The organism is Desulfobaccales bacterium (genome assembly GCA_041648175.1).
Lineage (GTDB): Bacteria > Desulfobacterota > Desulfobaccia > Desulfobaccales > 0-14-0-80-60-11 > 0-14-0-80-60-11.
Window position 1 is genome coordinate 15416 of sequence record JBAZPO010000023.1, and the last position, 12456, is coordinate 27871.

The 12456-nt window shown below is 54.7% G+C and carries 9 protein-coding genes and 1 pseudogene; 2 read left to right on the plus strand and 8 right to left on the minus strand.

The window, feature by feature from the left end:
- The first annotated feature begins 596 nt into the window (after positions 1-596).
- Positions 597-1508 carry a pirin family protein gene (locus WC600_16515; GenBank protein ID MFA4904339.1) on the plus strand — a complete coding sequence of 304 codons (912 nt, stop codon included), beginning with the start codon at positions 597-599 and terminating at the stop codon, positions 1506-1508.
- 39 nt (positions 1509-1547) lie between these two features.
- Here WC600_16515 and WC600_16520 read toward each other — a convergent pair whose 3' ends face one another.
- The 5 genes and pseudogenes from WC600_16520 to WC600_16540 all read right to left on the minus strand — a co-directional run bounded on the left by WC600_16520 (position 1548) and on the right by WC600_16540 (position 6954).
- The gene (locus tag WC600_16520) at positions 1548-1910 is read right to left on the minus strand and encodes a PilZ domain-containing protein (GenBank protein ID MFA4904340.1); all 363 of its coding nucleotides are present in this window, start codon (positions 1908-1910) and stop codon (positions 1548-1550) included.
- A gap of 143 nt (positions 1911-2053) precedes the next feature.
- Positions 2054-2254 (minus strand): annotated as a pseudogene (locus tag WC600_16525) (ISL3 family transposase).
- Positions 2200-2406 (minus strand): hypothetical protein, encoded by a 207-nt coding sequence (locus WC600_16530; protein MFA4904341.1) that lies wholly within the window; start codon positions 2404-2406, stop codon positions 2200-2202. Before WC600_16530 ends, WC600_16525 begins: the two are co-directional and overlap by 55 nt.
- Positions 2407-2606: 200 nt before the next feature.
- Entirely contained in the window at positions 2607-3353 is a 747-nt protein-coding gene (locus tag WC600_16535) for a class I SAM-dependent methyltransferase (protein ID MFA4904342.1), read from the minus strand.
- A 409-nt stretch (positions 3354-3762) separates the two neighbouring features.
- Positions 3763-6954, minus strand: a complete 3192-nt coding sequence (locus WC600_16540) for a PAS domain S-box protein (protein MFA4904343.1) — start codon at positions 6952-6954, stop codon at positions 3763-3765.
- Between the two features lie 768 nt (positions 6955-7722).
- On the opposite strand from WC600_16540, the gene WC600_16545 reads away from it, so the two are divergent.
- On the plus strand, positions 7723-9918 hold the full coding sequence (locus WC600_16545) for a diguanylate cyclase (GenBank protein MFA4904344.1): 2196 nt from the start codon (positions 7723-7725) through the stop codon (positions 9916-9918).
- 154 nt (positions 9919-10072) lie between these two features.
- On the opposite strand, the gene WC600_16550 is transcribed toward WC600_16545, so the two are convergent.
- The 3 genes from WC600_16550 to WC600_16560 form a co-directional block, all read right to left on the minus strand.
- Entirely contained in the window at positions 10073-11059 is a 987-nt protein-coding gene (locus tag WC600_16550) for a hypothetical protein (GenBank protein MFA4904345.1), read from the minus strand.
- Positions 11060-11083: 24 nt separating this feature from the next.
- Positions 11084-11260: a hypothetical protein gene (locus tag WC600_16555; GenBank protein ID MFA4904346.1), complete on the minus strand. Its 177-nt coding sequence runs from the start codon at positions 11258-11260 to the stop codon at positions 11084-11086.
- Positions 11261-12198: 938 nt separating this feature from the next.
- Positions 12199-12456: a hypothetical protein gene (locus WC600_16560; protein MFA4904347.1), complete on the minus strand. Its 258-nt coding sequence runs from the start codon at positions 12454-12456 to the stop codon at positions 12199-12201.

Genomic DNA, 12456 nt, shown 5'->3' on the forward strand with positions numbered 1-12456 from the left:
CAGATGCCTCCTTGCCAGGAGGGGGTTCAACTGGGTTCCCCGGCTTCCCAGGGCCACGAACCTGGCCAATTCGCTGATTGGCATCGGAACCACCGTCCGCAATTTCGTGGCCTGCCTCACTGTTTCGGCAGCGGAGCGGGCATCTATGGCCGCCTCCGGCTATCAGCGCCCAGCCAGCCCTTGAAAATCCTTGGATCAGGACTGACTTTGTGCTCGGGGCCAAAACAGGTTGCTCGAGGTTCAGTCCGGAGGGCGATCCAACCCCCGTTGGGTGCGGCCAACCGGCCGTCTCCCCGTAACCTTCCCGGTGCTCAGACCGAACGTCCTAGCGATCATCATATTAAGCATCCTTTTGGAGAAAACAAGGGGAAGATAAAATTATTTTAAGAAAGAGCCGCTGATCCATAGGGAGCCGCGTTTGTAGTAAGTGCGGTCAATTATGCTCTTTTTTTAATGGCTCTAAATTCTTCATAAAAATTCTGCAGCTTTGCTTTTAGGATGGCAGATTCTTATAGTTTGTTTAACAGGAATCTGCAGGAAAGCTGAACCTCTCATTGAAGAGGGATTCCCTGCTAAGAACCATTGGAGGATAAACCATGCCGAGCACGAGAATGATCCGTAAGATATTGAAGGCCAAGCCTACCATGGAAGGGGCCGGGGTGCATTTGAGGCGGGTGTTCGGGTTTAGCGAAGTGCCCCTGCTGGACCCGTTTCTGTTGCTGGACGATTTCCGGTCGGATAACCCGGAGCACTATCTCAAGGGGTTTCCCTGGCACCCGCACCGGGGCATCGAGACCATTACCTATGTGCTCAAAGGCGATGTGGAGCACGGTGACAGCATGGGCAATAAAGGCGTCATCGGCTCGGGGGACGTGCAATGGATGACCGCAGGCAGCGGCATCATCCACCAGGAAATGCCCAAGGGGGACCCGGAGGGCCGGATGGAGGGCTTTCAGTTGTGGGCCAATCTGCCCAGGTCCCACAAAATGATGGCGCCGCGCTACCGGGGGGTGGAAAGCAAAGACATCCCGGAGGTGCGCGGTGTGAATGGAGCGCACATCAAGGTGATCTGCGGTAGGCTCGGGGAGGTGACCGGTCCGGTTAGCGGTATCGTCACCGAACCGGAATACCTGGATATCAGCCTACCGGCGGGGGCAGAATTCCGGCATCCCACCAAACGGGGCCACACTGTGTTCGCTTACGTCATCAGCGGTCAGGGCTATTTCTGTCAAGAGAAGAATCCGTTTACCTATGAGGTGGAAGGGCTCAATTATTTTGACATGCAACGGGAGCCGTTTGTCAGTAACGGCATGCTGGTGCTGCTGGATGACGGCGAGGAGGTTATGGTGACCACGGAAGTTGAGCCGGTGCGGTTTCTGCTGGTCTCGGGCAAGCCCATCGGGGAGCCGGTGGCCTGGTACGGCCCCATCGTGATGAATACGGAAGAGGAGTTGAAGGTTGCGTTTGAGGAGTACCGGCAGGGCACATTTATCAAGCGGGCCGGCTGACCGCGGCCTGGCACCACGCGATTAAGGTACGGGTTTAGCCTAGGGTTGACCGCTGCGGACAAATCTGGACATGTCCAGGGGGGTCAAGAATTCCACCGCCACCCCATAGAAAGAAGAGTTGGGGCCTGGCGGGTCTATACGGATAACCTTACCCCGGCCTTGGAAATAAAAATGATTGGTCTTCTCGACAAGGCTGGTGTCGTTGGCAGTGTCGATGTTGAAATCGATGATGTGACCCGGGGCAAACGTGGGGGGTTCTTTGCACTTGAAATAGATGCCGCCTAAGCTGATGTCTTTGAGAAACCCTGGGCATTCCGGACATTCTTCTTCCGGGTGCGGTTCGCCGGGTTTAAATTTTAAGGGGAGAAGTTTGGGGGTTCTATGGTGTTTGCGTTTTTCCATAACCAATCCTCTCTATCTCAACCTTCAATTTTGGTTATGTTAAGAAGCATCGAGTTAGCATAAACCTTAAGCATCAAGAAATTATGGGTATACGGATTTAATGGTTGATGGGGCACTCTCACCCCACCAACCTGATACCACCCTCAGATGGTTGATAGATCGACCCCATAGTTGAGTTCTTCTGCGAATTCCGGCAGTCCGTAATCGATGGTTTTCTTGTAGAACGGAGAGACCTTCGCAGTCGGGGTCTTCTTCTTGTGCTTCGTGGTGTAGAGCATTCGTGCCCGCATCACCTCGAAGGAGTAACCACGGCCTTCACGGTTCTTGTCCTTGGCCAGTCGGGAACATCACGCTTGCCGAACCGCACGAACTCACCCTGCACGCCGCACTCCTCGCAGGCTAGGGGATCGGGCACGGCCACCTGGAAGTGCATTTCGTCGATGGATTTGTAGTCCTGCACCTTGTATGTCGGTAAGTGCAGGATATTGTCAGGCATACCGCTCATGCTGCCCACATGTTTTGTCCGGAAACAGGTGCATGGCTAGTCAGAACCCAGTGATTAGGCTTTTATCGAACGCACGAAAATAACATCCGAAGAGACAAAATCGCTTTCCTGAACCAGTTTGCGATTGATCTCTGTTACTTCAAATCCCGAGCCAGCCAGAAGTGATGTTAATGATTCAACCGTAAATCACATCACCGCGCCATCAGCGCGAACACGCCCCAGCCCAGGTATTCACGCGTGTACGTGGCGTAGCGTTCGGGTTCCGAGGTTAGTTTGGCTCGAACATCTTTAGCGAGGTCATCGTCGGGATTCGCTTCGAGCCATCGACGCATGGTGAGCCACTTGGCCGCCTCGTACCTGTCCCAGCCTTCCTGGTCTGCCAGAACCATTTCTACGACGTCGTAGTCGAGGTCGCCGAAAGACGCGAGAAGTTCTGGAAGCATGAGATAGTCGGAGATCGAACCGGCAAAGCATCCTTTGGCAACGTCTTCCGTCGGCGGTAGCTGCACCCAGTACGGCTCGCCGATGAGGATGATCCCTCCGGTGCGGAGGCTCTCCGCCAGAAGCTCGATAGTGCCGACGACTCCCCCACCGATCCACGTGGCACCGAGACAAGCTGCCACGCCGACCTTTTCGTCGGCGACGTAGCCGGCAGCGTCGCCGTGGATGAACTCGACTCGATCGGCTACGCCGAGTTCTTCAGCGCGGAGTTTCGCTTGCTCGCTGAACAACTGGCTCATGTCGATACCGGTGCCGATGATACCGTAATCGCGTGCCCAGGTGCACAGCATCTCGCCCGAGCCGCTGCCAAGGTCGAGCACACGGGTCCCCGGTTCCAGGCGCAACGCCTCGCCGAGAGTGGCGAGCTTTTCGGGTGTGAACGGGTTATGAATGCGGTGAGCACTTTCGGTGATATTGAAGATTCGTGGAATGTCCACTACAGAAAACTCCTGTTGTATTAATAGGTTCAGGTTTGCGACTGGCTGCATCTGAATTAGGGTTTATATGGGCGGCCAATAGTTGCTTGCGAATGTAAGGGTCTGACCAAATGTTGGTACTCCCCTTCTCATATAGTTTCATTTCTCTCATAGGGAAGGTCTGAACAACTCGCCCTAATCTGGCAAAAAAAACCAAGGTTCCAGACGAGTGATGCCCATGCAGTTTACCTTCGGTAACCAGATTATCCGTTGTAAGAAAAAGCTTATTGCCCTCTAGGTCGTCTACTCTATCAACCAGTTCTTCCGTATACCCGAAATTATTTAATCAATTTTAGAAAATATTAGCACATATGTTATAAAAATCAATTATTTTTCTCCAAAGCTTAAAAGCGCAGGACACCGCCCGGGATCAGGAAAAAGCGAAGTCTTTCTCCCTAAAGAGTTGTAGGCAGGCCTCCACAGCTTTGGCATCAAAAAGAGTCCCCTTATGTTTGCCGATCTCCTCCAGGGCTGCGTCGATCCCCAGGGAGGGACGATAAGGCCGATGGGAGGCCATGGCTTCCACCACGTCCGCCACCGCCAGGATTCTCGCCTCCTGGATAATTTCCGCGTCGGCCAGGCCCGCGGGATAGCCTGACCCATTCAAGCGTTCGTGGTGCTGGAGTACGGCTTGAGCCACGGGCCAGGGGAATTCTATATCTTTGAGGATGTTGTACCCGACCTCGGGGTGGCTTTTGATCAGACTAAACTCTATATTGCTGATTTTTCCGGGACGGCTGAGGATCTCAGCGGGAACCGCGATCTTGCCTATATCATGCAAAAAGCTCAACACGTGCATACCCTCAATCTGATGAGGCGGCCACCCCATTTCCCGGGCAATGGCGCAAGCGAGTTGGGCCACCCGCCGCTGATGGCCTGCGGTATAAGGATCTTTGGTCTCCACGGTGTTGGCCAAGGCCCCCACGGTGCCGCTCAAAGCCTGGTGCAATTTGTCCAGCCCCTGCCTAACCTCGATTTCGGCCTGCCGGCGTTGGGTAATGTCTTGTACCACCACGATATGATATGGTGAGCGCGCCCCGAATTGCTGCATGGCGGATATCGTCAGATTGACCCACACCAAAGAACCATCTTTGTGGATATAACGCTTTTCCAGGGTAAAACTTTGGATCAGACCATCCCGAAGCTTTTGGATGTTTTCTATTTCAGCCTGTAAATCATCGGGGTGGGTGAAGGCATTATAGGTGGTGGCAACCATTTCATCCGGGGTGAGACCGACGATATCACAGAATTTTTGGTTTACTTTCAGGAAGCGTCCGGTGGCGGTCTCGACCAGGGCCACTCCCACCGCGGCTTGATCGAAGATGGCCCGGAAGCGTTCTTCGCTCTCCCGCAGATCTGCTTCGGCTTTTTTGGTGGTGGTAATGTCTGAGGTAAGGTGTACTCCACCGATCAAGGTCCCGGCTTCATCCAGGATGGGGTCTACGGTTTCCTTGAGCCAGTGATTCTGTAACACCATGATGGATTCTTCGCGCTGCCGGGTCTTCTTCATGCGCAAAAAGGGGCAGTCCTCACGAGGCTGGCCGGCGCCATGCAAAATTTCCCAACACGGGTGTTCGAGGATGGTGTCAAAGGACCTGCCGGTCAGATTCATCATGGCCTGGTTGCATTGCAGAATCCTGCCCTCCGGGTCGAGCAGACAGACCGCGTCTTTAATGGCGTCGAAGGTGGTCCGCCATTTGTGGGCTGCCAGGCGCAAGGCTTCCTCCGCCCACTGGCGGCCTTGTTCCTGCCTGTCTTTCTGCAATCTGTCGTTCAAGATTGGCGCGATGGTGGCGGCGATCATTTCCAGGCGCCGGATGTCCTGGTCGTCATAGTCCGTGTTTTTATTGGCCACCATCAATAACCCGATGGCTTTGTCAAAGCAACGGAGGGGAACGGTCAGGCATCTTTCTATAGTGATATATCCCGGCGGGGTAAGGGTGGCAGGATCGCAGGGATAGAGGGTCCGGCTTTCACGGATGGCCTCGGAGCAGATGTTGTCAGCCCACATCTCCTGGGGAATGACGATGTCCTTTTGAGGTACCTGCCCCTGGTCCGAGGTATGCCGGGTCATGGCAGGGACCACCAGGGCCCCGTTCTCTTCCAGATAGCCGAAGATCCCGCATTTGCTCTTTAGGGCCTCCAGGACCACTGCCAGGACCGCCGGGTAGATGGCATCATCCAGTACGGTTAAGAAGATATGGGCGATGCGGTTCCTGATGGTTAATTCTTGTTCCGACCTTCGCAATGCTGCTTCGGCCTGGCGGCGTTCGGTAACGTCTTCACCTGAACAGAGGATACCGGTAATTTGGGCATTCTGGTCGCGCAGGAGCGTATTATGGAAGGAGATGAGGCGCTCCCGGCCGTCTTTGGTGAGAACGGGATTTTCGCAATATTCCGCGCCCTCAAGATCGCCCACTTTGAGTCGATGGAACACGGTCTTAAACTCCACGGCAACCGTGGGAGAAAGGCAGAGCTTGAACCAATTGCGGCCGATTATTTCTTCTTCCTGATATCCCAGTACCTCACACCCCTTTTTGTTCATGAGGGTGATTCGGCCGGCTTGATCCAAGGCCACCATCATCACCCCGGCAATATCCAGGAATTGCTGGGCCAGCTCCTGTTGTTGCTGCAACGCTTTCTCCGCCTGCCGGCGCTTGGTAATGTCTCGGGCGACACTCAGGATTAGTTGGCGATCATCCAGTTTGATGAGGCGGGCATGAATTTCCACCGGCAGCGTGGACCCATCTTTGCGCAGGTGAGCGGCTTCAAAGATTATCTCTCCCTGGGCCAACAAATCTCTAAGGTATTCTTCCCTCTTCCGGGCAAACTCCGGTGTTGCCAGCAATGAGACATTTTTTCGGAGCAACTCGTCTTTCTCATAGCCGCGATCCTTACACGCGGCATCATTGACATAGATAAAATTACCCTCCAGGTCGTGCAGAAAGATGGAATCGCTGGCGCCATCCAGGAGTTGTTCCTTAAGCTGGAGTTCGCTTTCGGCTCGTTTGCGCGCGGAAATATCGCGCATGGCGGTGCGACAAAAGCAAGCCGAGCCTAACCCTGCGGGCGCTACCTGGCTATCCAGGGCGGCATAGAACGGCTGGCCTGCTTGAGGCAGAAGCTTTATTTCGCAGCTGTGGCGGACCCCGGTCTCGAACAGCTTCTGGAAATGGGTTAACCACTCCTCCCGGGACTCCGGCGCCACCCAGAGATGGAAATGCTGGTTCATCAACCGGCTCTTCTCGGTGCGCAGCATTCCAACACCGGTGAGATTAATTTCGGTGATGGTTCCTTGGAGGTCCAGGGTAAGATAGCCCACGGGCACGAAATCATAGAGATCGGCGTAGCGATCCCGGGCCTCGGTGTTGCTCTTCTTGGCTAAGTGCAGTTCTTGATGTTGCATTGCCAGTCGGGCCTGGTGCACTTGGAGTTCGTGAACCAGCCTCTTGACATCTGCCCGGGGGATGTTTTCAAGCTTGCCGTGCCTGGCCTGCAGAAATCTCTCGGCTTGGGACTTGAGCATGCCAGACCCGTTGGTGTTTGTTGGCTGTTTTTTCATGATATATCTATCTGGCCCAGCCAGGAGACTGGTGCGCTTTAGCCGCGCTAAGGTTCCGGCAAGAGCACTGGCCGGATCGGTCAGGTTAGGCATCATTGCCCGGCGCCAGAAGCGGCGATCCTTAGCACCGGCAAGTATCTGATCTCGCTTATGAGAAACGCAAAGCTTTGTGGGATATATCGGAAAATTGACAGTAAGCTTTAATAATCGACGCAGGTTTTTCTGGAGTTGTGCACTTTCTCCCGCCCGGCCTCTTTAGCTCTGCTTTATTTTCTCCATAAGCCGGCCGAAACTCCACAGCACAGTTTAGCCTGGTTCTCCGAAGGGTTATATCATCTGCAGTCCACCTCAGCGATAGACTAAAAGCCCGGTACAGGAATAATTTGACATGGCTTCCAGGCTGATCAACCCAGAGCAGATTGTATCAGTGTCAGCCTGATGGCAGGGAAAAAATTTAAGTTGCATCGAATTAACTTGAAAAGCCGATAAAATTGACATAAAGGAAGTTGTCTAGATACATGTGTGGTTATCGGACGGCCCAACTGAACAGCTTTGGGCAACCCTAAAGCGTCAGGGCGGTAATATCCTTCACCTTTCCAGCAGTTGCAGCTGCCCATCATTTGAGGAGAGGTCAAGGCGAAGCAAAGGTCCTTAGCCAACTCCTAAGGACAGGGCCGAGAGATTTCTGGATAGAACCGCACCTGTGCAGAAAAATCCCGCCATAGAGGTCCGGAAGCTGGTGCATGAACTGGATCGTACCAGGTAGAAATGGACATTCAGAACAAGGAACTACAACGCCATCTTTCGAACCTGGAAGCAATCCGGGCCAGATATGCCGAACTTTTTGATTTCGCCCCCATCGGCTATTTCACCTTTGACCCCCGGGGGTTGATTCTGGAGGTCAATCTCACCGGAGCCCGGCTCCTTTTGCAAGAACGCACTGCTTTAATCCACAGCCCGTTTTTTCTCCATATCGCCCCGCCATTTCGGAACCGATTCGAACGGCACCTGCAGGAAGTTTTTGCCGGCCAAGCCAAGCAGTCCTGCACCTTACAGATGCTCACTGCCGCGGGGAGCACCGTCTACGTGGCTCTGGAGAGCCTGGCAGTCCAGGACCGGAAAGGCAAGCTTTCCGAATGCTTTACCGTCGTCAGCGATATCACGGCCCATCAACAAGCCGTGGACGCGCTGCGGCTAACCCAAACCGTTATTGACCGCGCCTCGGTGGCGGTCTACTGGGTTAAGCCGGACAGTACGTTTTCGTATGTCAACCAGGCGGCGTGTAAGGCTTTGGGCTATTCGCAAGAGGAGTTGCTCAATCTATCCGTGTCCGACATCGACAGAGAAATGCCCAAGGAACCCTGGTCGGCCCACTGGGAAGAATCGAAACGCTTTAAGACGCGCAATATTCAAAGAAACCATACCCGCAAGGACGGCAGCTGGTTCCCGGTGGAGGTCTCCGCCAACTATCTGCAATTCGGCGACCAGGAGTTCATCATCGCCTTCGCCACGGATATCACCGCGCGTAAGCAAGCCGAGGAAGAAATCAGAACCGCGGTAGCTTATCTGGAGAACATCATTGCTTCGTCAGTAGATCCCATCGCCACCGTTAACGAACATGGCCGTTTCACCCGGTGGAATCAAGCCGCGCAGGAAGCCTACGGGTATACCGCGGAGGAACTCGCCAGCCAACCTGCTTTCAATCTATACTCTGATCAAAATACGCTAAAGCAGATGTTGTCCCAATTGGGCCGGGATGGTTTTGTCCAGGGGTATGAAATCGATATGAAGAAGAAGGGCGGGAGCATTGCCCCGTTCAGCCTCTCCATTCGCTTGTTGCGGGACAAGAAGGGCAAAAGCCTGGGGAGCGTATGTGTGGCCCGGGATTTGACTGAAACCAAACGGTCCATGAGGGAATTGAACACATCGAATGCAAAACTGAGAGTTCTGGTCCAGGAATCGGACCGGCGCAACCGGGAACTCACCCTGATTAACTCCATGGCGGAAAAACTGCAATCGTGCCTCTCGGAGGAGGAGGCCTATCCCATTATCGGACAGCATGTCCAGGCGTTGTTTCCGGCCGAATCAGGAGCCTTGTTTATCCAGGACCCCAGCAATGATCTTTGGGAGGCGGCATTCACCTGGGGTGAGCCCCTGGCTGGTGAGCTGGTCATAGGGCCCGCGGATTGTTGGGCCTTGAGGCGCGGACGTTTAAACCTCAAGGGTGAGTCTTATCCGGGGCTGCCTTGCGGTCATGTGCCCCATGCTTATCCGGGAAGTTACTTGTGTCTCCCTTTGCTGGCCCATAGTGAGCCCCTGGGGATGCTGCATATCCAAGGTCTTACTGACTTGACGCAAGAGCAGCAAGAGCAGTTACAAACCCTGGCGGTGACTGTCGGTGACCATATCTCCCTGGCTTGGGCGAATATCAGGTTGAGGGAAACGCTGCGCCACCAGGTGGTACACGATGCCCTCACCGGCCTGTTTAATCGGCGGTACCTGGAAGAGACCCTGGAACGGGAGATTTACCGGGTTAAGCGCAAGGGGGCTTCGCTGGGGCTCATCATGCTGGACCTGGACCATTTCAAGCGCTTCAACGACACCTACGGCCACGGAGCGGGAGATGATCTGTTGCGGGCCCTGGGGAAATTCCTGGCTACCCGGGTACGCCACGAAGACGTGGCCTGCCGTTATGGCGGGGAAGAATTTGTCGTAATCCTGCCGGAGGCCTCGCCAGAAGTGGTCAAAGAACGGGCCGAAGAAATTAGGGAGGGCTTTCCCCAGCTACACGTATTCCACCGGGGCCGAGTGATTGAAAGCGTCACGGTATCCCTGGGGATCGCCATTTTTCCAGCCGATGGCGCCACGGGCCAGGACGTGCTTCGGGCCGCGGATGACGCCATGTACCAAGCCAAGGCCCAGGGCCGCAATCGGGTAGTGGTGGCCCAATGCCATGCTACTTAAGTTTTCATCCAGAAACTCCTTAAAACTCCCCCCCTTTGGAAAAGGGGGGGTGGGGGGGATTTTGTAACTCTTATAAATCCCCCTAAATCCCCCTTTTTCAAAGGGGGACTTGAAGAAGCGTTTCCAGGATATGGCGTTTCTGGATGAACATTACTTATTGTTTCAGACCCGGCCGACAATCTCGGCCGGGATGAAATCCCGCCTTCTCAGCCTCGGCCGCGGAAGAAAATTTTAATAATTGATTCGGGGGGGTGTTTTTTACCCACGGACTGCTGGGGAGATGATAGGACTTACCTCCCGGATTAGCCACGAAAATTACAGGTTCCGCCACTTTTACGGCAGCCTCAGGATTGGTCGCCGATTTTTGCTCCACCTTGGGCGCCTTAAGGGAAACTTGTTGCGGTTGAGGCACGGGGGTTGGCAAGGGGGCAAGCGCCTGATCCGGGGCGACGGGAGGCGGGGGATTCGGGGCCGGAGGGCTTGGGGCCGGCAGCGCCGCGAAAGCTTCGCCGGCCTGGTTTAAGAGTTCGATCCCGGGCTGCCCGTCCGGCAGGGGAACTATCTCGCCCAGGATTTTTTGATCTTTATGGTAAAAAGTAAGCCGGGGGTCACCCTCGGCGCCCAGCCCGAGACACAAGCGGCGCTTACCGGTTTGATCCCGGAGTTCCACCTGCACCTGGCCATCGCGCTCCCCTATCCAGGCTCGGCACATGCCCTTAGTATCGTTAATGGTGAGCCCTTCCAGGCTCATCTGTGCGACTCGCCCCGGGCCTCTTAAAATCATGAAGGCTAAACCTGTCACAGCTATAAAGGCCAGGAACGCGGCCGCCAGCGCCACAATCTTAAGGCTGTGAAGCTGCCGTTCCAGCTTAACCATCCGCCCCGCCGGAGGATCAGGCAAAGAGATGGGAGGCTGCCGGGGGACCTCGATGGGCTTGACCTCTGGAATTTCCGGCTTGACCTCCTGAACCTGGTCAAGTTCTGGCTCAGGCGGGGCAATTGGCACTGACTCGCGGGTAAGCGGTTCTTGGACCGGTGGTTCTGGAGGCATATTGACAGACTGGGTCGGCTTAACCGCGGGGCCGTGTTTCATGGCCTCCAGTCTCGTTTTCCAGTCTACCTTCCCAGGTTTATCTGGCATGGCAGGTCTCCGAAAAATTTAACTTCAGGGTCGCGAGGAATAGCGCTGGTCGGGCCGGGAGCAGAGGTCGATCTTTTCCGCTTCGGGTCCGCCGCTTTCCCCGCGAGCCGCTCTATAATCGTTATCGGTATGGCGGGGACAAAACATGAGGCCGACATTATGGGCAGTGGCCCAAGCCGCCTGGAACTCGTTAATTCTCATCCGAGAACGTTTAAAGCTGTAAACGGCTTTCAAAGTCCCCATTAGGAAAAGGGGGATTTAGTGGCAATACTGTTCACTTAATATTTTAACAGCCAGTTGGAGGTCGATTTTGGACATTGATTTAGAGCCAATGCTGTTCACTTAAGCATTGGCGATTTCTGATCGGCTGTAGGGGCGGGGTTTCCCTGCCCAACCCGTGGCACATTAAGCCAGGGGCGGGGAGACCCCACCCCTACAAATGTTTAAGTGAACAGCATTGGATTTAGGGGGATTTCAAGGCGTTATATAAATCCCCCCTGCCCCCCTTTTCCAAAGGGGGGTGATTATTTCCTTTCAAGTCATTTCAAAGTGAACCCAAAAATCGGTTTTGAAATGACTTATAATAATACCAGCTTGAAAAGCCTGTCATCTTTCTCATCATTGTTGGATGCCTCGCAGTCCAGAGTTTATGCTGTCTCCATGCCTTGCCGGGATAAAAGCGGATCACGGTTTTCCAACCTGAGAAAAATGGGGAGGCTCCAGCCGACCCACCCGTGCCGTGTCCCGGCACAAGGATGCCGGCGCCCCATTAATCCCTTGATAATACTGGCTAAGTTTTGCGAAAGCCGAATATTTAGCCCGGGACCAGCGCGGGACAGGGCGTGACAACCCTGGCGCCGCCTCGACCGGAACGCGCTTGCACGCGGGTTTAGACCGGGTATATGGCGAGGGCGCCTCGGCAATGTCCCGGCACATGTGCCGGGGTTGCCCGTCCAATCGGCCTGCGCCCGGCCATTTTCAACGATTTTTGGGGTAGTTTTGAGGGGGTAAAAGCCGTTAAAAAACCGTTTTTCTCTATCATTTTGAGCAAAACGCAGGCTCTTAGCTCGCTTCCATGAAACAGCTTTAAACCGGTTTAGGGGGATTTGGTTTTCACGGTAACGCCTGCCGCCATCAATTTACCTGTTTGAACGCATTTTCGTATTAGCCTTTCTGGACCGGCTCGGTAGGGCCAGGGACGGCCGCTCTACCGCAGCCAAATCCATGCATGGTGGGGCGCGGGCCAGTGGCGCAGGCGTCCCAGTGGCGCAGGCGTCCCCGCCTGCGGTCCTTAAAGCGCGGGCCTCCATGCCCGCCATCATTAATACCTTAATACCTTTGGGCCGGGGCTGGTAAACCTTGCAACTGGCGTAGGCGTACTTATCTTTATCAGGCAT

Bases quoted from the DNA above. Each gene is read 5' to 3' on its own strand.
- WC600_16515 (MFA4904339.1), top strand. From the start codon at position 597: ATGCCGAGCACGAGAATGATCCGTAAGATATTGAAGGCCAAGCCTACC.
- WC600_16520 (MFA4904340.1), bottom strand. From the start codon at position 1,910: ATGGAAAAACGCAAACACCATAGAACCCCCAAACTTCTCCCCTTAAAA.
- WC600_16530 (MFA4904341.1), bottom strand. From the start codon at position 2,406: ATGCCTGACAATATCCTGCACTTACCGACATACAAGGTGCAGGACTAC.
- WC600_16540 (MFA4904343.1), bottom strand. From the start codon at position 6,954: ATGAAAAAACAGCCAACAAACACCAACGGGTCTGGCATGCTCAAGTCC.
- WC600_16545 (MFA4904344.1), top strand. From the start codon at position 7,723: ATGGACATTCAGAACAAGGAACTACAACGCCATCTTTCGAACCTGGAA.
- WC600_16550 (MFA4904345.1), bottom strand. From the start codon at position 11,059: ATGCCAGATAAACCTGGGAAGGTAGACTGGAAAACGAGACTGGAGGCC.
- WC600_16555 (MFA4904346.1), bottom strand. From the start codon at position 11,260: ATGAGAATTAACGAGTTCCAGGCGGCTTGGGCCACTGCCCATAATGTC.
- WC600_16560 (MFA4904347.1), bottom strand. From the start codon at position 12,456: ATGCCTGATAAAGATAAGTACGCCTACGCCAGTTGCAAGGTTTACCAG.